Source organism: Pyruvatibacter sp. HU-CL02332 (genome assembly GCF_040362765.1).
Taxonomy (GTDB): domain Bacteria; phylum Pseudomonadota; class Alphaproteobacteria; order CGMCC-115125; family CGMCC-115125; genus Pyruvatibacter.
Map to the genome: position 1 here is coordinate 260,157 of NZ_BAABWK010000001.1, position 23,285 is coordinate 283,441.

General features: G+C 59.2%; 20 protein-coding genes. 10 read left to right on the top strand and 10 right to left on the bottom strand.

Annotated elements, in window-relative coordinates:
- The first annotated feature begins 69 nt into the window (after positions 1-69).
- Positions 70-2,343: a coiled-coil domain-containing protein gene (locus ABXH05_RS01330; protein WP_353559437.1), complete on the top strand. Its 2,274-nt coding sequence runs from the start codon at positions 70-72 to the stop codon at positions 2,341-2,343.
- 16 nt (positions 2,344-2,359) lie between these two features.
- Here the strand turns inward: ABXH05_RS01330 and ABXH05_RS01335 are convergent, their stop codons facing one another.
- Genes ABXH05_RS01335 through ABXH05_RS01350 form a run of 4 tightly spaced genes read right to left on the bottom strand, consistent with a single transcriptional unit; the run spans position 2,360 to position 5,876 of the window.
- Positions 2,360-3,016 carry an ABC-type transport auxiliary lipoprotein family protein gene (locus ABXH05_RS01335; RefSeq protein ID WP_353559438.1) on the bottom strand — a complete coding sequence of 219 codons (657 nt, stop codon included), beginning with the start codon at positions 3,014-3,016 and terminating at the stop codon, positions 2,360-2,362.
- A gap of 2 nt (positions 3,017-3,018) precedes the next feature.
- Positions 3,019-3,909, bottom strand: coding sequence for an MlaD family protein (locus tag ABXH05_RS01340; RefSeq protein ID WP_353559439.1), 891 nt, complete (start codon positions 3,907-3,909; stop codon positions 3,019-3,021).
- A gap of 24 nt (positions 3,910-3,933) precedes the next feature.
- The gene (locus ABXH05_RS01345; protein ID WP_348138738.1) at positions 3,934-4,719 is read right to left on the bottom strand and encodes an ABC transporter ATP-binding protein; all 786 of its coding nucleotides are present in this window, start codon (positions 4,717-4,719) and stop codon (positions 3,934-3,936) included.
- Between the two features lie 2 nt (positions 4,720-4,721).
- Positions 4,722-5,876, bottom strand: a complete 1,155-nt coding sequence (locus tag ABXH05_RS01350; RefSeq protein ID WP_353559440.1) for an ABC transporter permease — start codon at positions 5,874-5,876, stop codon at positions 4,722-4,724.
- A gap of 197 nt (positions 5,877-6,073) precedes the next feature.
- Here ABXH05_RS01350 and ABXH05_RS01355 point away from each other — a divergent pair, with 197 nt between their 5' ends.
- Together ABXH05_RS01355 and ABXH05_RS01360 are read left to right on the top strand one after the other, a co-directional pair.
- On the top strand, positions 6,074-6,553 hold the full coding sequence (locus ABXH05_RS01355; RefSeq protein ID WP_353559441.1) for a c-type cytochrome: 480 nt from the start codon (positions 6,074-6,076) through the stop codon (positions 6,551-6,553).
- A 211-nt stretch (positions 6,554-6,764) separates the two neighbouring features.
- A complete protein-coding gene (locus ABXH05_RS01360) occupies positions 6,765-9,104 on the top strand; it encodes a CHASE2 domain-containing protein (RefSeq protein ID WP_353559442.1) in 2,340 nt (779 codons plus the stop codon).
- Positions 9,105-9,143: 39 nt separating this feature from the next.
- On the opposite strand, the gene ABXH05_RS01365 is transcribed toward ABXH05_RS01360, so the two are convergent.
- From ABXH05_RS01365 to ABXH05_RS01375, 3 genes are all read right to left on the bottom strand, one after another.
- The gene (locus tag ABXH05_RS01365) at positions 9,144-10,157 is read right to left on the bottom strand and encodes a zinc-dependent alcohol dehydrogenase family protein (RefSeq protein ID WP_353559443.1); all 1,014 of its coding nucleotides are present in this window, start codon (positions 10,155-10,157) and stop codon (positions 9,144-9,146) included.
- Between the two features lie 73 nt (positions 10,158-10,230).
- Positions 10,231-11,112, bottom strand: coding sequence for a TauD/TfdA dioxygenase family protein (locus tag ABXH05_RS01370; RefSeq protein WP_353559444.1), 882 nt, complete (start codon positions 11,110-11,112; stop codon positions 10,231-10,233).
- Positions 11,105-12,277, bottom strand: a complete 1,173-nt coding sequence (locus ABXH05_RS01375) for an MFS transporter (RefSeq protein WP_353559445.1) — start codon at positions 12,275-12,277, stop codon at positions 11,105-11,107. Before ABXH05_RS01375 ends, ABXH05_RS01370 begins: the two co-directional genes overlap by 8 nt.
- Positions 12,278-12,333: 56 nt before the next feature.
- Between ABXH05_RS01375 and ABXH05_RS01380 the strand changes: the two genes are divergently transcribed.
- A complete protein-coding gene (locus ABXH05_RS01380; protein WP_353559446.1) occupies positions 12,334-13,866 on the top strand; it encodes a sulfatase in 1,533 nt (510 codons plus the stop codon).
- On the opposite strand, the gene ABXH05_RS01385 is transcribed toward ABXH05_RS01380, so the two are convergent.
- Genes ABXH05_RS01385 through ABXH05_RS01395 form a run of 3 tightly spaced genes read right to left on the bottom strand, consistent with a single transcriptional unit; the run spans position 13,863 to position 16,491 of the window.
- A complete protein-coding gene (locus ABXH05_RS01385) occupies positions 13,863-14,306 on the bottom strand; it encodes a hypothetical protein (RefSeq protein ID WP_353559447.1) in 444 nt (147 codons plus the stop codon). The two genes, ABXH05_RS01380 and ABXH05_RS01385, sit on opposite strands and share 4 nt — an antisense overlap.
- Positions 14,306-15,379, bottom strand: coding sequence for a phosphotransferase family protein (locus ABXH05_RS01390; protein ID WP_348138720.1), 1,074 nt, complete (start codon positions 15,377-15,379; stop codon positions 14,306-14,308). Before ABXH05_RS01390 ends, ABXH05_RS01385 begins: the two co-directional genes overlap by 1 nt.
- Positions 15,376-16,491 carry an Rv3169 family protein gene (locus tag ABXH05_RS01395; protein ID WP_353559448.1) on the bottom strand — a complete coding sequence of 372 codons (1,116 nt, stop codon included), beginning with the start codon at positions 16,489-16,491 and terminating at the stop codon, positions 15,376-15,378. Before ABXH05_RS01395 ends, ABXH05_RS01390 begins: the two co-directional genes overlap by 4 nt.
- Positions 16,492-16,591: 100 nt before the next feature.
- On the opposite strand from ABXH05_RS01395, the gene ABXH05_RS01400 reads away from it, so the two are divergent.
- The 6 genes from ABXH05_RS01400 (at position 16,592) to ABXH05_RS01425 (ending at position 23,273) form a co-directional block, all read left to right on the top strand.
- Positions 16,592-16,975, top strand: coding sequence for a DUF423 domain-containing protein (locus tag ABXH05_RS01400; protein WP_353559449.1), 384 nt, complete (start codon positions 16,592-16,594; stop codon positions 16,973-16,975).
- Between the two features lie 169 nt (positions 16,976-17,144).
- On the top strand, positions 17,145-18,902 hold the full coding sequence (locus tag ABXH05_RS01405; protein WP_353559450.1) for a class I adenylate-forming enzyme family protein: 1,758 nt from the start codon (positions 17,145-17,147) through the stop codon (positions 18,900-18,902).
- A 700-nt stretch (positions 18,903-19,602) separates the two neighbouring features.
- Positions 19,603-20,067: a hypothetical protein gene (locus tag ABXH05_RS01410; protein ID WP_353559451.1), complete on the top strand. Its 465-nt coding sequence runs from the start codon at positions 19,603-19,605 to the stop codon at positions 20,065-20,067.
- A 212-nt stretch (positions 20,068-20,279) separates the two neighbouring features.
- Complete coding sequence (locus tag ABXH05_RS01415; protein ID WP_353559452.1) at positions 20,280-21,824, top strand: FAD-dependent oxidoreductase; 1,545 nt, start codon at positions 20,280-20,282, stop codon at positions 21,822-21,824.
- Positions 21,825-21,857: 33 nt separating this feature from the next.
- The gene (locus ABXH05_RS01420; protein WP_353559453.1) at positions 21,858-22,835 is read left to right on the top strand and encodes an alpha/beta fold hydrolase; all 978 of its coding nucleotides are present in this window, start codon (positions 21,858-21,860) and stop codon (positions 22,833-22,835) included.
- A gap of 27 nt (positions 22,836-22,862) precedes the next feature.
- A complete protein-coding gene (locus ABXH05_RS01425) occupies positions 22,863-23,273 on the top strand; it encodes a nuclear transport factor 2 family protein (RefSeq protein ID WP_348138704.1) in 411 nt (136 codons plus the stop codon).
- The last annotated feature ends 12 nt before the right edge of the window (positions 23,274-23,285 follow it).

The window sequence follows — 23,285 nt, forward strand, 5'->3', positions numbered from 1 at the left end:
CCACGCTAGAGTAAACAAATGGTTACCGTGCCTGCACCCTAAAACCCCCAAAATCGAAGGAACGGACCTTTGCCGGACCGCCCCCTTAAACGTCCCCTCCTCGCAAGACCGCTCAACGGCCCGCAGGATGGCGAAAAATCAGACGCCACATCTCAAAACCGCGATCCACAGACAGCAGGATTGCGGCCAACCGTCAGTGATTTTGGAGACCCAAAAAAGTCGGCCACGCCGCCAAAACAGCAGGTGAACGAGCCTGCAGCACCTCCGGCATCGCCAAAGCCCGCAGCAAAACCGACCGGGCAGACCGAGAACCAGCCTGACGACACAGATGAAGAGCTGTTTGAACGGCGAATCGTTCCAGAGCCCGCAACACGCCAGCGCAAGGCGCCGGTGCGGATGCGTGGCCCGCGCAAGCCGTCCCCCATGCCGCTTTATCTGGGCGCCATTGCGAGTGCGTTTTGGACCGGCATCATGTTCGCTTACGCGGTTGGCTATTACGGCCCCGGCGGCCTGTTGATACTGCCGCCCGTAGACGTGGCACTGCTTGCTGCCGCCCTCTTCGCCCCCCTCGCCATCATCTGGGGATTTGCCAGCATCATGTGGTGGGGCGCCCAGATGCGGTCCAGTGCGGAACACATGGCGGAAGCCTCCCGTGCCCTTCTTTCACCTGTTGAAACCTCTGCCGCAGCCACCGCCAGCGTCGGCCATGCCGTGTCCACGGAGATGCGCCGCATGGAACGCACGCTCAAGCAGGCTGAAGTCCGCGCGATGGAGCTGCGCAAGACCATCAATGGCGAACTCAACGGCCTTGAGGCGGCCAGTGCCCGCGCTGAAATGCGCGCGCGCACACTGCGTGACCTGATCGGCACCGAACGCAAGGCCCTGATTGAAACCGGCAAGGCACTGGAGCAGGAATCCGCCAGCGTTGTGGAAGCCACCCGCTCCCAGGTGGAGCTTGTATCAGGTGTCACCGGCCGCGCCGCCGAACAAATGACCGAAGCACAGGCTGGCATGGGCCGTGCCGGTGACTACCTCTCCAAGACCCTTGAAGCTGTCGCCCGCTCCGCCAAGGCTGTGCGCGAAAATGTTGAATCCCAGGCAGATCGTCTCGACGCCACCGCCGAACACGCGGTTGTGCGCGCCGGCGAATTGGCCATCAGCTTTGCAGATCAAAGCGAGGCCCTGAACCAGTCCGCCCGCACCCTGGCGGATGACAATGAGCGTGCTGTCCGCTCCTTCGCCGAGCAGCGCGAGACCCTGGACGCGCTGGCAGCCGACCTGCGCGAACGCGCCACCCAGATTGAAACAGCAATTGCCAGTCACTCCGACACAATCAATGAAGCCCTCGATACCGCTGACGCCAAAGCCATGGGGCTCGGCCCGCGGGTCACCCGTGAAGCTGAGAAACTGACCGCCGCCGCACGGGATGCCGCCAGCCAGATCGAACAGACAACCGGCCTGATGGAAAGTCGTGCCGTCGATATGCAGGCCCGCGTCGCTGATGCCACCGGACACCTGTCACAGGCCATCGACTTCTCAACCAAGAACGTGGATGCCAGCGGCGAACGTCTGCAGGCCCTGCTCAGCAATATCGGTTCCAGCGCCCAGAACGCCGCCAAGGACATGACCAGCGCCAGTGACGAACTTGGCCATCGTCTCGAGCAGCTTCCAGACGAAGCCAGCGCTCAGGCAGAACGTCTGCGCGCTGTGATGGGCGAACAGATTGGCGCCATTGCCGCTGTTGCTGAATCTGTCGCCAATGCCCTTGAGCGCATGGGCCCGGGACCTGTTTCCGGCTCATGGCCACCGGCAGACCCGTTGGCTCAGCCATCGCCGACAGCCTTTGCGCCTGCCGCGTCCAGCGACGCATCCCCAGCTACGCCGACCAAGACAGAGACACCCACCCCCAATTCAGATGCCAAGTGGCGCCTCGGTGATGTTCTGTCCGCAGCGCGCGCCCGCGAAGACCGGGCAACCAATGTGCCCCGTGCAGCCCACCACATCATCGAAACGCTTCAATCCCTGTCCATCGACATTGATCGGGCATTGGAGGAGGAACCACAGGTCGAACTGTGGAAGCGCTATCGCGACGGCGAGCGCAATGTCTTCACCAAGCGGCTTGCAAGCCTCAAGGGCAAGGAACCGCATTCACTCATCGCAGAGCGCTATCAGAACAATGCAGAGTTTCGCGGAGATGCGGACCGGTACATGGCGCAGTTTGAGACCCTTCTTGCGGACGCCGCCGACAAGAACCCGGACGGTTTGCTGGCCGAGACATATATGTCGTCAGACATCGGCAAGGTCTATGCCCTGCTCGCAGAAGCGACAGGTCACGTCGGATAGATCGTGAAAAGCTGGCCTAGCTTGCCGGCATAGCCTGATTGCTTGTTTCAGTAGCCCACACAACAACGTCACGTACGACGCTTTGCGCTGCCACATTCATAGCGGCCACCACATCGGCAACCGTGTCTGACCCAGCGGCCTGACGGGCCTCGAATGTGCGTCCGTCCAGGACTTTGCGCCCATCAAGCCAAATGACTTTCGCACTGAGACGCACCACGACCATGGCTGTCGCTGCGCCGTCGCCAGCAGGCGTCACCCGCGCTTCAAAATCGCGTAGATCGCTCACAAGCGCCACATTGGGCCGGACCGCCACAGATTGCCGCGACGCAGACATTTGCAATCCGGCGTGCTCAAAGCTTTCGACAATCAGGTCCTGCATCATGCGTGGCGCACGATCCGTCCAGCGTGCACCAGTGAAGTATTGCAGCGCATGCGGACCTGAATAGACCGCGATCCGGTCCGTATCCAGGGCACGCTCGGCAACCGGTTCTTCCACCATCAGCTGCCAGCCCGACGCGGACATGGCTGATGTGTAATTAGACGGTGCTGTTAGTCCATACAGTGTGCTCGCCGTATCTCCGCCGGGCAGAATAGTGGAACACCCGACGGTCAAAACCGCCAAGGTCCCTGCCGTCAGCCCCACCTTGAGCAAAGACTTCACTCGTCGCGCCATCGTCAATTGCCATACTCCGCAGGCTCGTTGCCGAGCAAAAATTCAGTTGGGTTGCGTTCCAGTTCAACGACCAGCCGGTCAACAGATCCGATCATCCGCCGCGTATCGCGCAACAGCCGGTCCACCTCGGGAACGCTGCTGTTGGACAACTGGTCAAGGGCCGGACGCGTTTCTGCCACAAGCACGCGCGCATCTTCTGCGAGCGCCCCATAGGAGCCTGCCGCCTGCTCGATCTCGCCAACGGCACCATTCATCTTTTCAGTGATCTCGGCGATCTGCTCAGACGCCCGCGCCAGATTTTTGACGATCTGGTCGATCTCTTCGTGATTGGACGCGATCGTCCCTGTCACGGTCTCAACATCGCGGACGGTTGCCGACAGCTGGCCTTCATTTTCACCCAGCAGTCGGTCAACACGCACCAGCAGGTCATTGGCTGCGGTGAGGATCAAAGGCGCTGAAGTAATAAGCTGCTGCACAGCGGACCGGTCAGCAATGATGATGGGATAGTCGTTGTCGCCTTCCGCTTCCAGCAGCGCGCTGGTGGGGGTGCCACCGGTGATCTCGATGAAAGCCACACCGGTAATCCCCTGAAACTCAAGGCGGGCCTGACTGTCCACCTTGACCGGCGTTCGGCCATCCACATTGATGCGGACATTCACAAGACGCGGGTCAGCACCAAGGGCAATCTCGGTCACCTCGCCCACCTTGATGCCGTTGTATCGAACGTCACCGCCTTCGGAGAGACCGGCGACAGACCCGTCAAAGATCACGTCATAGGCCTGTAGCTCCGCATCGCCTTCAAACCCGGTCAGCCAGACCAGAAACAGGAATGCAGCCACAACCGTGGCCGCCGAGAAGGCGCCAATCAGTATGTAATTTGCCCGTGTTTCCACGTTTTATCCGTCCTCTGACTTCCGCTAAGACGTTGCTCTGGCCACAGCACCAGCTGCCGCCCGGGACCTGGGCCCCTGAAAATACTCCTGTATCCACGCATCTGAATGCGTTGATACCTCACTTATGGGGCCGATCACCATAACACGCCGTTCCGCCAGCACCGCCACACGGTCACAAATAGCGTAAAGACTGTCCAGATCATGGGTTACCATGAAGACCGTCAGCCCCAGCGCATCCTTCAGTTGGCGGATCAACCCGTCGTAGTCCGCGGCACCAATGGGGTCGAGGCCTGCCGTCGGCTCATCCAGAAACACAATCTCCGGATCTAGCGCCAGCGCCCGTGCCAGCGCCGCGCGCTTGCGCATGCCCCCTGACAGTTCACTGGGGTGCTTTGGCCCTGCAGACGGGGGCAACCCCACCATGGCTATCTTCTCAGCCGCCAGTTCATCCATCAGCTTCTGCGGCAAATCGAGATGCTCGCGCATGGGCACCTGAACGTTCTGCGCCACTGTCAGCGCGGAAAACAGGGCACCATCCTGAAACGCGACGCCCCAGCGCTGCTCAACCGCTTTACGTGCGTCACCCTCAAGCGATGCCACATCCTGACCAAACACCCGCACCGTGCCGGCATCAGGTCGTTTGAGACCCACAATCGTCCGCAGCAGGACGGATTTACCCGTACCTGATCCGCCCACAACTCCCAGTACTTCGCCCCTGCGCACATCCAAAGCGAGCTGGTCATGAATGACCTGGCTGCCGAACTGATTGCGCAGATTGCGGACCTGAATGATGTTTTCATGCTCCGCCATGCTCAATACCCAACCGCTGTAAAGAAGATGGCGAACAGGGCGTTGAGCACGATGACCGTAAAGATCGCTTTCACCACGGAAGATGTCGTCCGCTCACCCACGGATTCAGCACTGCCCGTTACCCGCATACCTTCAAGGCAGCCGATGACAGCAATGGCAATGGCCAGGAATGGTGCCTTGATGAGACCAACAAAAAACGTGTTCGAGGCCACGGCCACATCAACGCGCTGCAGATAGATCTGCGGCGAGATATCAAGCGCAAAATAGGTCACCACTCCGCCTCCAAGGAGACCCATGATGTCAGCGATAAAGGTGAGCACCGGCAGCATCAGCACCAGTGCAATCACCCTGGGCGCAACCAGAACAGCAATCGGATCCATGCCCAGCGTTCGCATGGCATCAATCTCTTCTCGCACCTTCATCGAGCCGATTTCAGCAGTGAAGGCACTGCCCGACCGACCGGCAACAATGATGGCGGTGATCAGCACAGCCAGTTCACGCAGCATCGAGATGGCGACCAGATTGACCGTATAGACCTCGGCACCAAACAGTTTCAGCTGCGATGCCCCCTGCTGCGCAAGGACCGCTCCGATTAGGAAGGTCAGCAGCGCCACAATCGGAACAGCGTCGAGCCCCACACGCTCCATCTGGCTTACAACTGAGGTGAGCCGCAGCGTCCGTGGTCGGACGATGATCCGTCCGATGACAGCCATCACCAGACCCACCATGTTGAGCATTGCCAAAAATTCGCTGACAAGCATTACAACGGCACGGCCCATGCGCTCTGCAATGGCTTCCAAAACCGTTCCGCGATCAGGCTCCACATCGCAAGGCTGGTCGCTTTCTCGCGCCAGCTCAATCAGGCCCGATTGAGTGGCATTGGCCCCGCTGATCTGCACGTCAGCTCCAGCGTCAGTCAGATCGCGCTGGGTACGATGAACGATCCAGGCGCCGGCGGTATCAAGGGTGGTGACCTCGGAAAGATCGATCACCACACGTCCCTGCATATGACGCGGTGTATTGGAAACGGAGCTGGCAATCGCGCGCAGCGCCGCATCGTGCTCACCGACATTGCGCACGGTCCATGGACCGGACAGGTTTATCTGTCCGCCATCGGCAGTTTCCTGCGTTTCAAACCGCGCAAGCCCGCTGGTCAATGTAGCCCCCGAAATGACATGCCGGAGTGTGCCCGAAAGCGCAGTGAATAGGCAATCAACGCGCTGAAGCACCTGAACATATGATTACCGGCCCCCAAGCGTGCGCGGCATCGCAACGCATGGCCAGGGTCCCGACAGATGATTAAGGTCTTTGCAGTTCACGTGCTGCCCATGGTTTGCGACCCTTGGAGAAATCGATGCTGAAATCCACCAAAACACTCGCCGCAGTTGCTGCTTTTGCCTTCACAGCAGCCATTGCAACCACCGCTCAGATTGCACCGGCAACGGCCGAAGATGCCGCTGCTGCGGACACGCAGATCGTCGGAGATCCCAAAAAAGGCAAGCGCGTGTTCAATCGCTGCAAGGCCTGCCACACCGTTGAAGAAGGCGGCCCAAACCGGGTTGGCCCGAACCTGTACGGCATTGTCGGCGCGGAATTTGGTCACCTTGAAGGCTACAATTACTCACCAAATCTGCTGGAATTGAAGGCTGAAGGCAAAATCTGGGACGAAGCCACGCTTAGTGCCTACCTCAAGCAGCCAAAAGACGTCATTCCCAAGGGAACCATGTCATTTGTAGGCCTGCCAAAGGAAAAAGACCGCGCCCATGTCATCGCCTATCTGGCGACATTCGGCGGTCCCGAAGCAGCACCTGAGGCAGCCGACCCTGCTCCATAAGGTAGCAGCATCTTAACCTCCCTGAACTACTGTTCATGAAGTGGGATGCCGTAGACCGCCCGCTCTGCAAAACGTCATCTTTGGGCCATTCTTTAAGCCCTTGCTAGGTGATGTTCAGGCAGACTGTGGCTGAATACGGACGAACGCACACCAATGAGCAGATACGGGCGGTCGCGCGGGGTACTTCGCGGCACCGGTGTCAGGGGTAGACATGAAGACGATACAGCTATTGCGACGCCTGGCGGCGGCGTTGGCGGGGCTTGCCCTCGCCGGCTGGCTTGTGCTCATGCAATACGACCCGGCCAGCATCGCCACATCGGTTCGTCTGTCCGTCTTTGACTACTATCAAAATGCGGCCCCACGCGCCTATCGCGATCCGTCCATCTCGAGCGGTACCGGCGTCATCTATGTTGATGTGGACCGCGCCAGCCTGCAGCTCATCGGCCCCTGGCCCTGGCCGCGGACGCGCTTTGCAACGCTGACGGACAAGGCCTTTTCCCTTGGCGCACGCGCTGTTGTGTTCGAGCCCCCATTTGAGTGGCCGGACGCAACCTCTCCCGCAGAAGCAGTCCAGGAGTGGCTGGCCAATCCGGAACTGGACATGGATCAGATCGCCCGTCTGCAGGAAGCAGCAGGCGGCCTGCCCGACAATGACAGCGTTTTGGCCAATGCCATTTCCCGCGGCCCCGTCGTCACGGCATTCTCCTTGACCGACGAATCCAATTCTCTGGTTCCCGTGCGCAAGGCGCCCGTATCAGCCCGTGGCGGAGACATCGCTCAGTTCATTCCAGAGCGCGCCGGCATGTCCCCCAGCCTCAAATCGCTGGAGGATGTGGCATCAGGCAATGGTGCGCGCACGCTCTCCTCGGGCCCGGGCAATGACGGCGTCATCCGTCAGGTGCCGCTTTTGCAGCGCGTCTCAGGGAACATCGTCCCAAGCCTTTCGGTTGAAGCTGTTCGTGTCGCCGAGGGCGCACGCGGCATCCTGAGCTTTGTCACCAAACCAGATGCAAATCTTGAATTTGGCCGTCGCCCCGGCGTGCAGCGCATTGTCGTCGGCAACAAGGAATTTCCAACCGATCCCGATGGCGGTCTGTGGCTGCACTACACAAAGGACGAACCGACCCGACACCTGCCCGCATGGAAGGTCCTTGGGGATCACCCAGACTCTGATCGCCTCAAGGGGGCCATCGTCTTTGTCAGCGCCACCGTGCAGGGTGCGGAAGCCTTTGTAGAAACCCCCATTGGCAAAATGCCCCGCGTCGAAGCCCATGTGCAGATGCTGGAGCAGATGCTGCTGGGTCACTATCTCTGGCGGCCTGACTGGGCACTGCCCGCTGAACAGGTTTATCTGCTGGTAACAGGCGTTGCTCTGCTTGCGCTGCTCATAACCGCAGGCACAATCTGGGCAGCCCTCTTTGGCGTATTGGCGATAGGCAGCGTGCTGTGGGGCGGCTGGTTCGCCTTCACCTCCAAGCTTTGGCTGATTGATCCAGCACTGCCGGTGACCGGCCTCATCATCGTGTTCCTGATCGGCTCAACGATGAACCTCATGCGCCGCAACGCCACCGAGCGTTTCATCCGCAGCCAGTTTTCAGACCGCCTGTCCCCCAAACACATCAACACGCTGGTCCGCAATCCAGAGGCTGCCGCTCCCAGTGGCCGCGGCTCCATGGTCACGGCTCTGTCAGCCGATGTGCGGGCCTTCCACCGCGTGGCTGAACCTTTCGGAGAAGACGCAAAGTCTCTTGCAAGCCTTGTGAACAACATTCACGAGCCGCTGACCCGCTGCGTGCTGCGTCACGACGGGATGGTGGACCGGTTTGTTGGCGGCGGCATAAACGCACTTTGGAATGCACCGCTAGAACGCACAGACCACACCATTCAGGCAGGCCACGCAGCCCTGCGCATGGTCGCAGAACTTGAGCCGGTCAATCGCGATCTGGAGCGTGAAGCCCAGCGCGCCCACCGCCCATTCATTCCCGTTTCCATGAGCATCGGCATTGAGCGCGGCATGGCTGTTGTCGGCAATCTTGGCGCTGAAAAAGTCTATGACTTCTCAGGCATTGGCGGTGCGGTAAATGAAGCTCAGCTACTGCAGCGTCTGTCTCGCCAATATGGCCCGGCCATCATTGTCGGCGCCGACGCCCGTGACGAAATCAAAGACAAGTTTGCACTGCTTGAAATCGACCAGCTGCGTCTGGACGGACGCATAGGCCCTTGGCGCGTTTACGCGCTGCTTGGCGATCCCATCATGGGAGCCAGCCCGAAGTTCAAGGCTCTGGACGAAGCCCACAACGCCCTCTTCAAGGCCTATCGCGCACGAGAGTGGAACACCGCTCGTCAGATATCAGCCCAATGCCGGAAACTCTCCGGTGCCATTCCAACGCTGTATGACCTCTATGACGAGCGCATCAAACGGCTGGAAACCAATCCGCCTGCGGATGATTGGGATGGCGTGCACGAAATTGCAGATCTGCTGTCGCCAGCAAAGTCGAAAGTCTCCATCGGCAAGCCGGAACCTGCCGAGCTCGGCGAAGCGCAGGTCTAGCGCTCCGCCGCCACTCTCGGCCTAGGTCTCTCGGCCGACCTAGCTGGCAATCTCAATGCCGATCTTCCCGAAATGAGCGCCCGAGCCCATGTGCTCGAGGCCTGCCTTGAGATCTTCCAGCGCAAAGGTCTTGTCGATGACAGGATGTATTTCATGCAGGGCCATGGCCTTGAGCATGTCTTCAAACTGCGTGCGATTGCCAACCGTAATCCCGTGAATGCGCGCATTCTGGGAGAACATCGTCGCCACATTCATGTCTTTCATCATGCCCGACAAAAGACCGATCACCGCCACATGACCACCAACGCGAATGGCACTCAGTGACTGGGTGAATGTTTCAGCACCGCCGACTTCCACCACGTGGTCAACGCCAACACCATCCGTAAACCCGCGTGCTGCAACGCCCCAGTCAGGTGTGGATTTGTAGTTGATGACATCATCCGCCCCCAGCGCCTTTGCGCGCTCGAGTTTTTCGTCGGAGGACGACGTGGCAATCACGCGCGCGCCTGCCGCTTTGGCAAACTGAAGGGCAAACATGGATACGCCACCGGTCCCCTGCACCAGCACCGTGTCGCCCGCCTTGAGGTTGCCTTCAACCATCAAAGCCCGCCACGCGGTCAGCGCCGCACACGGAAGCATCGCAGCTTCCATGTCGGTCATGTACTCAGGCACTTTGACCACGCCATCTTCGCCGATCAGCAGATAGTCCTGCGCGCAGCCATCAAGCGATCCGCCCAGCGCCTTGGACAGACCTTCAATGGTGGGACCACCCGCATGCCAGGTTGGAAAGAATGTCGGGCACACACGGTCACCCGCTGCAACCCGCGTCACGCCCTCACCTACTTCGCTCACCGTGCCGACAGAGTCAGAAAGCGGCACAAGCGGCAATGGGTACTGGCCACCCAGGCCAAGCACCGTCGCAAAGTCGCGGAAGTTGAGGCAGGCCGCTTTCAGCCGCACCACGATCTGTCCGGGACCCGCCTTGGGAACGTCCCGCTCCACCAGCGCCAGATTATCGAGCCCGAAAGCGCCTTGAATTTCAATTGCCCGCATGATGCGTGCCTCCCATTTTGAGTTTTGGTTTTTTCAAACTTGGTCGCCCGCGCCCCCGCCGTAGCAGGAGGCTCTAGCGTGGCGTGTCACCCTTGATCTGGCAGCGATGCATCACGCGCCGGGACATCGGGTCAAAAGCTTCACGCTTGTGATTGAGGGACCGGTTGTCCCAAATCAGCAAGTCGCCCTTGCGCCACTGATGGGACCATGAAAAGCGCGGATCCGCGCAATGCGCCCAAAGGGCATCGAGCAGGGTCTCGTTCTCGGCGCTGTCCATATCCACGATCCAGCCATTGCTGCGACGCCCAAGATAAAGTGCCTTCTCACCACTCTCAGGATGCGTGCGGATGATCGGATGCCGGGCACCCGGTGCCTTGGTTACATCCGTCACAGGCTCAGCACCCACGCGCAATTCACCTACACTGGTATAGCTGGAGTCATGATTGGCAACACGGCCTTCGATCTTTGCCCGAAGGTCATCAGGAAGCGCTTCAAGCGCCGTTACCATGTTGGCAAAACTGGTGTCACCGCCGCTTGGCGGGATCTCCAGTGAGTACAGAACGCTCGCCATAGGCGGCTCATCCACATAGGACATGTCCGTGTGCCATTCAGCCTCATCCGAGCCCAACGCGCCGATGGGTTTTCCATCTTCAACAACGTTGGAAATAATCCAGATATCGGGCCGGGATTTTTCCTGAGAGCCCACATTGTCTGTTGCGCTGGCCGGTGCCAGATCAAGCGGTCCAAAGCGTTTGGCAAATGCAACCAGATCATCGTCGCTCATCGACTGACCACGGAACAGCAGCACCTTGTGGGTAAGCCACTCCTGACGCAGCGCCAAAAACGTAGCGTCATCCAGCGTCCGCACATCAAGTCCGCGAATTTCAGCACCAACAGCTGCACCCGTAGGCACAACTTCAAAAGGCGCGTCACTCTTCGTTGCAGGATCACCCATCGATCCGGCCTCCATTCCAAATACGGTGGCCCAAAAAGGCCGCGCCGCAAGCAAGCACAGCTAGGGCGGTCATCGCAAGGTAGGTCAGCCCGCCAAAGTCCTCATAAAACCGCCCGGACGCATAGGTCGCCCCGGCCATGACAATGCCGCTGGCCAGAGCCGAGTAAACGCTTTGTGCGGTTGATGCGAGCTGCGGCGGCACCCCACGCACCAGAAACTGCATGATCCCAAGATGCGCCAGAGCAAACGTCATGGCGTGCAGACACTGCAACAAAGGCAAGGACCAGAACGGTGGATCAAATGCCATGATGGTCCACCGCACGATACCACCACACGCCGCAAGCCCGATCAGCATCGCAGGACCAAACCGCGCCACGATCGGCGCTGCCTTCCAGAGCAGCACAACTTCCACAACCACCGCCCACGCCCACAACGCGCCAATGACGCCATCGCTGAGACCAAGCGACTGCCAGTGCAGGGTGCCAAAGGCATAATACACCGCATGGGTCGCCTGCACGCTCGCCGCGGCAAACGCAAAGACCAGAAACACAGGTGATCGAACCAGCCGCAACGCGCTGGCGATATCCACCCGCCCCACACCGCTGATGTCAGCGTCCCCGTCGGGTTTGTCGGTCAGCAGCAGATAGGCGGCAAAGTTGAGCGCCCCGCCAAACACGATCACCCAGATCACGAGATCAGGACCAAGGCTGCCAAGCGCAACGCCGACGCTCAGATTGGCAACAATGAAAGCGACAGACCCCCACGCCCGCGCCCGTCCATACACGAGCCTGCCTGCTTCGCTGTCCCGCATGGCAAGCGCGTCTGTAAGCGGCATGATCGGCGGCCCGAACACAGTCATCACCATCAGCACGGCAAGGATCGGCCAGAAGCTGCCGGTGGCGAGATAGACGACATTGGCCACCAGCGTGACCGCGGTCAGCACACGCAACACCCGCACCGGCGCACCGGCCCGATCCGCCAGATAGGCGATCACCGGCATCGTTCCCATGCGGACAACACCGGATATCGCAAACAGCAACCCTATGTCGTACGGCGACAGTCCGCGGGACTCGAGCCACACGGGGAAATAGGGAAGGAACGTCCCCATGGCGAGGAAGATCGCCCCATAGGCAAACGCATATCGGTGTTCCAGCGACATAGTCATCGCTCGCGCCCTCCCCTAAGGTTGGCGCAACACGACCGGTAAGGGGAGACACGGGTTTGGACCGTACCAAGACAAAGAACGTCATCGTCCTTTTGTTCGACAGCCTGAACAGGCACATGCTGGGCAGCTATGGAGGCGACGAGTTCGAGACCCCCAATTTTGACGCCTTCGCCAAACACGCCCTCAAGTTCAATCGCCACTTCACCGGCTCCCTGCCCTGCATGCCCGCCCGGCACGATATTCTGGTCGGCGCCATGGACTTTCTCTGGCGCCCCTGGGGCTCCATCGAAATCTGGGAAGACGCCATCACCTACGCCATGCGGCGCAAGGGCGTCACCACCATGCTGGTTGCCGACCACCCGCACCTGTTCGAAACGGGGGGCGAGAACTACCACACTGACTTCAAGGCGTGGGATTATTTGCGCGGCCATGAAAGCGATCCGTGGAAGACCAGGCCCGACCCCAGCTGGCAGGGCACACCGCATTTCATTCCCCGCGAGATGCCCTACGACAATTCACGCGGCTATTTTGGCGGGGAGGAAGATTTTCCCGGCCCGCGCACCATGCGCGCCACCGCCGACTGGCTGCGCGACCATGCCCCCCACCACGACAATTTCTTTTTGTTCGTGGATGAGTTTGACCCCCATGAGCCGTTCGATACGCCGGACAAATGGTCGAAGATGTATGATGAGGACTGGGACAAGGACCCGCTCATCTGGCCGCCCTATGCGGTGGGTGCCGTGGAACAGGGCTTGATCTCCGAACGCGAAGGCAAGCAGATCCGCGCTCAATATGGCGCCAAGCTCTCCATGATTGACCACTGGTTCGGCAAGGTGATGCAAACACTTGAGGAGACCGGCCGCCTCGACGACACCATGATCATCCTAACCACCGACCACGGCCACTATCTCGGCGAGAAGGACATATGGGGCAAACCGGGCACGCCGGTTCAAAAGACCCTGGGCCACATCCCGCTCTACATTGGCGGGCCCGGCATCACGCCCGGCGAGACCGATGCCCTGACCACCAGCGTCGACATTTTCGCGACACTGGCAAACCTCTATGACCTCGACGTGCGCCAGCGCACCCACGGCAAGTCACTGCTGCCTGTCCTTTCTGACACATCAACGGGTGTCCGCGACTATGTGCTGACCGGCGTGTGGGGCCGCGAGGTTCAGGTGACAGATGGCAAGCATCTATTTGCCCGCGCACCGTCCGAGGAAAACACGCCGCTGGCCATGTATTCCAACCGCTGGTCCACCATGCCGATCCACGTCAACGGACCCGACGGCAAGGAAATCCATACACAGGATATCTTCCCGCTGCCCGATGACCGGGCGGAGTTGCGCAAGGTGCCCGGCTCAAATGTGCCTGTAATCCGTCAGCCCTTCGTACCTGGCGACATGCTGCCCTTCTGGGCCGGGCGCAAATTTACCGGTGACCATCTCTACGACCTGTCAGCCCCCGTGGGAGAAGAGCCTGATCGTGCGGACAGCAGTGACACCAAGACGTACAAAGACCTCCTGCGCCACGCGCTGGATGATGTAGAGGCTCCGCAGGAGCAGTATGAGCGGCTAGGCGTCAGCTAGAGCGCAGGCAGCTCGATCTTGCGCATCTGACCGGAGTCGTTCAGCGCCTTGAGGATGGCGTGCTCAATGTCTCGCGCCCAGCTGTCTTCCACTTCTTCGACATGGGCGTGCAGTTCAATCAGCAACTCGCGCAAGCCATCATTGGTGACGTTGAGCGCACTTATGGTGAGCACGTCATCCGTCCCGTGCCCTGCCGACCCAATGCGGTTCTGCAGATCGCCTGTGAGGTTGGGTGTGGCATCGCGGAAGATGGCGCGAAAGGCTTCGTTCTCTTTCACCCGCACATCCGCACCGCGCTCATACTCAATGCCTGCGCAATACATCAGCAGGCCAACCACGGACGCACTGCCCGTTGAGTAGGTGGCATTGAGATTGGGCGCGATCTCCATGAGCATCGTGCCGAACCCGCCATTCAAAAGATCATTTGCTTCAGGCCGCATCAGTGCGCCTCCTCAAAACTCTTGAGCAGCTTGGCCGCCACAATCTCATTGTGTTTGGCCGTGCAGAACAGGCCGGAGAACGCGAGGATCGGGTCCTTATTGTCGCCGGTCGCATATTCGTGGCTCGACGATATCCAGATACCCAGACCTTTGACGTTGGAGAACAACTCCCACCACGCCAGCGCTGCCGGGTCCGCCTTGAGACCGGAGGATTTTTCCCAAAGGGCAATACCTTCGTCCCGGTTGATCAGGGACGCAGGCACATTGGGGTCCGTCGCTGCCCAGATCGGATCAAGCGCCCAGGCCAGATCCTCAAGCGGATCACCCAGATGGCACATCTCCCAGTCGAGCACGGCCGTAAAGTCGCCCTGCTCGTCACTCATGAAGTTGCCGATGCGATAATCGCCATGGATGACCGACAGCTTTTGTGCAGGCGGCGGCGGGGACCGGCGCAGCTTGCGGATGGCAGCCCTTGCTATCGGGTGTGGTTCGAGCTGATCGCCGTCAATCACGCCTTCCCAGTAGGCGAGTTCCTTCTGCCAGCACGCATCCAGCGCCGGGGCCTCCATCTTCTCGGCAAGACCGTTTGCGTGTGGGTCCGCCCCGGAGATCGTCCCCAGATGGCGCCAGAACTGTTCACCCAGCTTGGGCGCCAGTTCTCCATAGGGGTCCGGCGCAAAGGGAGACTGCGCTTCGCCGGTCGGGATCTCCGACATCACGAAGAACGGCCGATCCAGCCACTTGGTGTCCATTTCCAGAAACAGCGCTTCGGGAACCGGCACAGTCGTATCGAAGAACGCGCGATAGGCGTTGAACTCCACATCGCGGTCCGTGTCGATCAGGCTGCCCACCGGGTCCCGCCGCAGGATCAGTCCGCGGTGTTCGCCAGGCTTCGTCGGGTCCGTACGCAGATGCACCTTGACCCGGAACGTCTCACGCGATGCCCCACCATGAATGCGCTCCATGGCTTCCACATCCGCTGTCGTCACATCCGGCATATGCGCTTCAAGGTAATCACCAAAGCGGGCGGCAAGATCGACGAGCGCCGGCTCCAGAGGTTGCGTCTCACTCATTTGGCACCGTCCAGCATGTCTGCAAATCCGGATGGGTCATGAGCACCGATAATCAGCTGTTCAAACACGCCCTGTCCCTTGCGCACCTTGCCGTCCGGCGTTGTCATGGTCGCGGAGGAAAACGCCTGAATATGCAGATGCTCAAACGACAATGCCGGCGCATCCGCCAGAACAATCTCGTCATATCCAAGGGCATTCTCGCCCTTGAAGTGACCATGCCCCCAGTCAGAGCCCACATAGCCAAGTCCCTGCATGTAGAAAGTGTAGTGCGGCTCCAGCGTGATCGTGGTGTCACCGTCTTCGCCGTTGAGTGTCAGCGTCGCCCCGGCAGCATGGCGCGTGCCCGGCTTGAACGTCACGTCAGATGAACACTGCGCATACTCCACCGGCTCACCGCCGACAGGACACACGACACCATTGGTGTTCCATGCGTGCCCCTGCCGGTCAGAATTGATGTGATAGAGCGAAATCCGGTCATCGAAATTGAGCGGACACCACAGCCAGTAGAATTGCGGCTCCGGTGGCGGTGCAACAGGCTGGCTGTCTGCAGCGCCCACAGGCCGAATACCCCAGGAGCGATCGCGCGTACCGCGATAGCGTGGGCTCGTCACCTCAATGCGTTTGCCCTGAACTTCAATCCAGCCTTCCCACTCACCGTTCTGCGTCAGGCGGGTGTAGTCCAGCACAGTGCGCGGGCCGACCCGTGAAATGAACCGTGGCTCTTCAAGGGCCTGCGTACGGCCCGTAAAGGTCAGATTGGCGCTGATGCCATGCTCGTTGTCTTCCACAACAACGCGCAGCACCTGCAACGGTTCCACAATCTCAACGCGGATTGGCCCCACCTGCGTGTCCATCCGCTCCATATGCATCACCTTTGAGGCATGCACATTCTTCTGCACCCCATCCACGATGACGCAGAACGCCGCATCCATGATGTTGTGACCGGGATAAACCCCAAACGCGCACGCAAAGTGCCCGTCGCCACCTACCTCTGCTGCATCCTGCGGATAGCCATTGAAGAAATAGCGGTCATAGAAATTGCGGTCGGTGGTTGCATAGGCAATCGGCACCGGCGCCTGATGGATCGGATAATCATCGGCCTTGGTAAGCATGGCCACTCCCTGAGGTATTGTGTTTTTAATTGGGTCGAATGAGAACCGCCCCCGCCCGACGGGTCAAGCATATGCGCCCGCCAAAACAAGGAATTTGCAGATGAAACTCTGGCTGACCCTCGCCGCCTTGAACGGATTCATCGCAGTTGCCGCAGGGGCATTCGGGGCTCACGGGCTTCAGGGACGTGTCGGCGAGCGCGCATTGGCAGCATTTGAAACCGGCGCGCAATATCACATGTATCACGCCCTGGCTTTGATTGGCGTTGCCTGGCTCGCCAGCATCAGCACACAAACCGGAATCACAGCCACGGGAACACATATTGCGGGGTGGGCGTTCCTGACCGGTATCATCCTGTTCTCAGGATCGCTGTATTTCTACGGCCTGACAGAAAGCCGCGCGCTGGTGCTCATTACACCGCTGGGCGGCCTTGCCTTCCTTGTAGGCTGGGGAACCCTTTTGTACGCCGCGATCAAAAGCACCTAGGGCGCCAGACCACGCTTTCTTCTGTCAAAAATATTCGACGCAATAGGATGTCTACATCCCCATGACTCTCGCCTCCCCATCCTGTATGGTCCCGCGCAAAATCAGGCACACCGCACCTTAGCGGACAGAAAAGTGCCGAAATTCAGCGTTTTTCAGGGAGATACACGGCATGAGTGAAGCCGCAGCTACGTCCACACCCGAGATTCCGTCCGAACCGATCATGAGCGTCGCAGACGCCCACGCCCTCATGACCTCACCGGGCACGCCATTCGAAGTGACCGAAGCAGAAGTGCGCGGTTTGAAGATGCGCGTGTGGAAGGAAGCCAAAAACAGCCTGCGCGAACTGTTTGCCATGGCCAAGGAACACGGCGACCACGAATTCGTGGTGTTCGAAGACGACCGCCTGTCCTATCGCGAGTTCCACAAGGCCGCGTCCGCCCTCGCCCACAAGCTCAAGGATGAGTATGGTGTCAAGAAGGGTGACCGCGTCGCCATCGCCATGCGCAACTACCCGGAATGGCCAATCGCATTTTTCGCAGGCGCGTCCATTGGCGCCATCATGGTTCCGCTTAACTCATGGTGGACCGGCGAAGAGCTGGAATACGGCCTTGAAGATTCCGGCACATCTCTCGTCTTTGCCGATGAAGAACGCGCCCATGCAATTTCTGCCTTTGCAAACCGCCTTGGCATCAAGTCTGTGATCGCTGCACGCGCGACTAAGCTGCCCGACAGCGACGCGAAGGTTGAACACTTCGCCGACGTCCTGTGCAAGCACGAAGACTATGCGTCCCTGCCGGATCAAGAACCACCTGTTGTTGAGCTGGTGCCCGAAGACGACGCCACCATCATGTACACGTCAGGCACCACAGGCCGCCCGAAAGGCGCCCTGGGCACCCAGCGCAACATCTGCGGCAACGTTGTTGGTCTCGGCATCGCGCCGGTGCGTCAGCTTCTGCGCTACGGCCAGCCTTTGCCGGATGTCGCCAACATGCCCAAGAAGTGCATGCTGATTTCCGTCCCGCTGTTCCACGCAACAGGCCTGCACGCCATCCTGTGCGGTACACTCAACGCCGGCAACAAGCTGGTCATGATGTTCAAATGGGACCCGACCCGTGCGCTGGAACTCATCGAGCGCGAAAAGATCAACAGCTTCGGCGGTGTGCCCGCCATGGTATGGCAGGTCGTTGAGCATCCTGAGTTCGACACCTACGACACCTCAAGTGTTGAAGGCATCGGCTATGGCGGTGCTCCTGCAGCACCTGAGCTTGTTGAAAAGATCAAAAAGCTCTTCCCGGCCTCATCAGCCGCAAATGGCTACGGCCTGACCGAAACATCTGCCGCCTCGAGCCAGAATGCAGGCCTTGAATACATCGCCAAGCCTGAAAGCTGCGGTCCGGCCATTCCCGTATGCGACGTAAAAGTCGTTGATGAGAAGGGCAACACGCTGCCAACCGGCGAAGTCGGCGAACTTTGGATCTTTGGTCCAAACGTCGTGAAGGAATACTGGAACAAGCCAGAAGCCACAGCTGAAACATTCACGGATGGCTGGCTTCACTCCGGTGACCTTGCTCGGATTGATGAAGAAGGCTTCATCTACATCCTCGACCGCGCCAAGGACATGCTCATCCGTGGCGGTGAAAACGTATACTGCGTTGAAGTGGAAGATGCGCTCTACAGCCACGACGATGTCATGGATGCCGCTGTCATCGGTATCCCGCACAAGGTTCTTGGCGAAGAAGTTGGCGCCGTCATTCAGGTAACACCTGGTTCAAGCGTCACCGAAGGTGATCTGCAGACATTCGTGCGTCAGCATCTCGCCGCATTCAAAGTGCCGGTGAAGATTGAACTGCGCACCGATCCGCTTCCACGAAATGCGAATGGTAAAATCCTCAAGCGTCAGCTGCGTGAGGAATGGGGCCTCATCTAACGTCCCTTCAAACAACAAGCACAACAAAACGGCGCAGCAAAAACTTGCTGCGCCGTTTTTGTTTGCAGTGCGCGCAGAGCGTTTTGATGTGTGTGTTGGAGTCCGTTGTGTGTTTTACAAACGAATCAATACGCACCAAAAATGCAAAAAACGCGCACTCGACACCTTTTGCACGCAACCAAAAAAATCAATCCCGCGACAAGTGATGCATCTGCGCAACACGCCTGTGCATAGCTTTGCAAAGCCGCAACGGAACAAACAACTTAGCAGCGTTGCATACATCTCATGCTGCACTGAGGAGTCGGCCGCCTGCCACAGGCATACCCAAAAAAGCAAGTGTTTGACTGCGTTTCAGCGTTTTTAGTCAGTATACGGATAAGCGCCAAACAAACGCTGCGAAGTGAAAGCACCACATCAAACATGTCAGCACCCACCGCATGCAACACTGCGCTCGATATCTTGCTGAAGAGTCCGTTGCGCCAATGAACACGCGCAAACACTTGCAGCAGCGCCCAATCGAATAACACTCTGTTAACCACAAGAACGTAACCGTCCTTGTGCGTAATTAGCTCAAGCCGGCGTGCGTCTTCGTTTGAAGGGTGTCGGCCATTGGCCGGACTTACCGGTGACGGCACCACTAAAGACACACGATCAGTGATGTTGACCTGGTGTGACATGAGAAAGATTGGGAGAGGACCACATGGCTGCTAAAAAGAAAGCCGCTACGAAGAAGAAATCCGCCGCTAAAAAGAAAGCGGCACCTAAGCGGAAAGTTGCCGCGAAAAAGAAAACAGTGAAGAAGGCTGCTCCTAAGCGGAAAGCCGCAGCGAAGAAGAAAACTGCTGCTAAGAAGCGCCCCGCCGCTAAGAAGAAAGCAGCAACGAAGAAAAAGGCCGCTGCTAAGAAGCGCCCTGCTGCGAAGAAGAAAGCAGCAACGAAGAAGAAGGCTACTGCCAAGAAGCGCCCCGCCGCTAAGAAGAAGGCAGCAGCCAAGAAGAAGTCAGCTGCTAAGAAGCGGCCTGCTGCGAAGAAGAAGGCCGCTGCTAAGAAGCGTCCTGCTGCCAAGAAGAAAGCTGCCGCTAAGAAGCGCCCTGCAGCTAAGCGGAAAGCAGCGCCTAAGCGTAAAGCAGCTCCAAAGCGTAAGGCTGCGAAACGTCGCGGCTGAAAGGACCTCTTGGCACCCATAAGTGCCAAGTCCAGATAGGCTGACGAAGCACTGGACAAACCGGCGGCACCCTTTGGGGAGCCGCCGGTTTTTCCTTATCTGGGCCTTCGTTTTTGACGGATGGCCCAAAAGGCTAACGGCCGGTTCTCTTTGACGTGATGAACGACACGGCTAGAGTCGCAGCGAACTCTTTATCGCTCGGATCTAACAACGTGACCCAGACCACCCACACAGCCACGCCAACACCTACCGTCCCCGGCACGCAGCAATCCATCATCGTGCTTGGGTCAGGCATTGCCGGCCTAGCCTCATCGCTTGCCCTAAGCCGCGACGGCCACACCGTCACTGTGCTGGACCGTGATGCGCCCCCGCCCGCCACATCTGCAGATGAAGCCTTCACCCAATGGAACCGCAAAGGCGTTGGCCATGTGCGTCACAGCCATGCGTTCCTTGCGGTTCTCTATCAACTGCTGCGCGACAGTTACCCGGACCTGCTGCAGCGCCTGCTTGATGCCGGCTGCCGCGAACTGACATTTGAAGATGGTCTGCCAGCGACCCTGCGCGATACCTATCAGCCATCGCCAGATGATCTGGACCTGACGATCCTCACCTCCCGCCGCACAACGCTGGAGTTTGTCATTCGCGGCTATGTCGCAGAACTTCCCAATGTGACGCTGGAAACCGGCGTGCGCGTGCGTGACCTCGTCGTCGATACAATGACCACACCGCCGACAGTCACAGGTGTGATGGCGGAAACAGACACAAAACCCTTAAGCCCCCGCCACGCCGACATTGTGATTGATGCAACCGGCCGAACGTCACAGGTGCCGACGTGGCTGGCCAAGGAAGGTATCGTTCCAACCGAAGAGACCGAACCCTGCGGCATCCTCTACTTCACCCGCCACTACCGGCTGAAACCCGGCTGCGACGAGCCGTCCCGTGGCATTGTCCCCGGCGCCGGTGATCTGGGATATCTCAAATACGGCGTCTTTCCCGCGGACAATGGCTGCTTTTCCATCACCCTCGCCGTCCCTGAGATAGAAACCGGCCTGCGCATGGCCATGGTGGACCCGGCAAAGTTCGACGCCGCCTGCCTATCCCTGCCCGGCATTGCCGATTGGGTATCACCAGACCGGTCCGACCCCGCAAGCAAGGTGCTTGGCATGGGCAAACTTGCCAGTCGCTGGCGGTCTTTCATCGCCACGGATGATGAGGGCAAGCAACGTGCACTGGTGACCAACTTCTTTGCCATTGGTGACGCAGCCATCCGCACAAACCCGCTTTATGGCCGCGGCTGCTCCTGCGCCTTTGTGGAAGCCCATGCGCTTGCAGAAACCTTGCAGGCCAATAGTGACCCCCAACAACGCGCCATCATCTATGCCGACAGGCTGGAGCAGGCCATTCGCCCCTACTACGACAGCATGGTGAAGCAGGACAAAAGCTCCATGCGTCAGGCCGAGCGAGGCGTCAGCGGCATAAAGAGCACAAGCCTGAAAGGTCGGTTGATGGCCAGTTTTGCTGAAGACGCCATCACACCTGCGGTGCGTGGCAGCACGCCCCTGCTGCGCGAAGCCATGAAAGGCTTTCACATGCTGGAGCCGCCCATGGACTGGCTGCAACGCCCGGCAAACATCCTGCGGATCCTGTGGATGTGGGTGCGCCCCAAGGCCACAAAGAAACACCTCTATCCGCCAAAGCTAGGGCCCGAGCGCGATGAAATGCATCTGCGCCTCAACGCGAATCCCGCCACCGCTTAGCGATACAATTAAAAATCAGAAAAGAGCTGCTCCATGTCGTTTCCAGAGCCCAAATTCATCGAGGCCAATGGTCTCAAACTTGCCGTCTATGAGCAGGGCACAGGTGTGCCTGTCGTCATGTGCCACGGCTTCCCGGAACTGGCTTTTTCGTGGCGTCACCAGATACCCGCCGTCGCTGACGCAGGCTTCCGCGCCATAGCAGCGGACCAGCGCGGATATGGGCGCACGGTAGATGCCACAACCGGCAAAATCCCCGCCGCCATTGAAGACTACGATATGGAACATCTGACCGGCGACATGGTGGCGATGCTCGATGAACTGGGCATCGACAAAGCCATCTTCTGTGGACATGACTGGGGTGGATTCGTTGTGTGGCAGATGCCCCTGCGCCATCCAGATCGCGTCGCCGGCGTCATCGGCGTCAACACGCCTTACATCGCACGCGGACCGATTGATCCGATCGAAGCCATGCGCGCCACAATGGGCGAAGACATGTACATCGTGTTTTTCCAGAAGCCAGGCGCTGCAGACGAGCTATTCGGCAAGGACATCGCAAAGTCCCTGCGCTTTTGGTACCGCAAGAGCGCCGTCACCCTCGAAGACTTCGACAATGCCGCCCCTGACGCAGCCAAGAACCTGGCCCTCGCCAAACTGTTTGAAGTCCCCGAAGAAGAATGGGGCGGCGACCCACTGCTGACCGCTGAAGAAGCGGCGTACTACCACCAAGCATTCACCAGCACCGGCTTCACCGGCGGCCTCAACTGGTACCGCAACTTCACCCGCAACTGGGAGCGCTCCGCAGACCTTCCAGATCAGGTGAATGTCCCCTGCCTGATGATCTCGGCAGCCAACGACGTTGTCCTGCGCCCGGAACTCACCGAAGGCATGGAGCAGTTCTGCCCCGACCTTGAGAAACATATCATCCCTGATTGTGGCCACTGGACTCAGGCTGAAAAGCCGGATGAACTGAACGCTCTCATCACGGACTGGCTGAAACGCCGCTTCGCTTGAAGCTCCCAGGAAGGGTAACAACAGCAAATGAGCGACCGCGCCGCCCTTCTGTTCGCCAATGATGCGTTCTATCAAGCCTTCGCTGATAGCGACATACAGGCCATGGCATCCCTGTGGGCAGCGGATGACGCCATTACCTGCCTGCACCCCGGCTGGGCGCCCCTGCGCGGCTTTGAGGATGTGCTGTCATCGTTCCAGAGCATATTCGAAGGCCCGGCACCGCCCGCCATCACGCCGCTGTCCGCAGACGTGACCATGCACGGCCATGTCGGGATTGTGATTTGCTACGAGTTGATCGGATCGGATTACCTGATCGCCACGAACATGTTCCGAAAGGACGCGGAGAATGGCAGCTGGAAACTGATTCATCATCAGGCCGGCCCCGCCAACGAACCGCCGATACAAGAAGAAGAAACCAAACCGGCAGCTATTAACTAGCGCCGACCATCA

Coding starts and splice junctions, on each gene's coding strand:
- ABXH05_RS01400 (WP_353559449.1), top strand. CDS start 16,592: ATGAAACTCTGGCTGACCCTCGCCGCCTTGAACGGATTCATCGCAGTT.
- ABXH05_RS01390 (WP_348138720.1), bottom strand. CDS start 15,379: ATGAGTGAGACGCAACCTCTGGAGCCGGCGCTCGTCGATCTTGCCGCC.
- ABXH05_RS01425 (WP_348138704.1), top strand. CDS start 22,863: ATGAGCGACCGCGCCGCCCTTCTGTTCGCCAATGATGCGTTCTATCAA.
- ABXH05_RS01385 (WP_353559447.1), bottom strand. CDS start 14,306: ATGCGGCCTGAAGCAAATGATCTTTTGAATGGCGGGTTCGGCACGATG.
- ABXH05_RS01375 (WP_353559445.1), bottom strand. CDS start 12,277: ATGACTATGTCGCTGGAACACCGATATGCGTTTGCCTATGGGGCGATC.
- ABXH05_RS01410 (WP_353559451.1), top strand. CDS start 19,603: ATGGCTGCTAAAAAGAAAGCCGCTACGAAGAAGAAATCCGCCGCTAAA.
- ABXH05_RS01420 (WP_353559453.1), top strand. CDS start 21,858: ATGTCGTTTCCAGAGCCCAAATTCATCGAGGCCAATGGTCTCAAACTT.
- ABXH05_RS01370 (WP_353559444.1), bottom strand. CDS start 11,112: ATGGGTGATCCTGCAACGAAGAGTGACGCGCCTTTTGAAGTTGTGCCT.
- ABXH05_RS01345 (WP_348138738.1), bottom strand. CDS start 4,719: ATGGCGGAGCATGAAAACATCATTCAGGTCCGCAATCTGCGCAATCAG.
- ABXH05_RS01335 (WP_353559438.1), bottom strand. CDS start 3,016: ATGGCGCGACGAGTGAAGTCTTTGCTCAAGGTGGGGCTGACGGCAGGG.
- ABXH05_RS01405 (WP_353559450.1), top strand. CDS start 17,145: ATGAGTGAAGCCGCAGCTACGTCCACACCCGAGATTCCGTCCGAACCG.
- ABXH05_RS01365 (WP_353559443.1), bottom strand. CDS start 10,157: ATGCGGGCAATTGAAATTCAAGGCGCTTTCGGGCTCGATAATCTGGCG.
- ABXH05_RS01355 (WP_353559441.1), top strand. CDS start 6,074: ATGCTGAAATCCACCAAAACACTCGCCGCAGTTGCTGCTTTTGCCTTC.
- ABXH05_RS01395 (WP_353559448.1), bottom strand. CDS start 16,491: ATGCTTACCAAGGCCGATGATTATCCGATCCATCAGGCGCCGGTGCCG.
- ABXH05_RS01360 (WP_353559442.1), top strand. CDS start 6,765: ATGAAGACGATACAGCTATTGCGACGCCTGGCGGCGGCGTTGGCGGGG.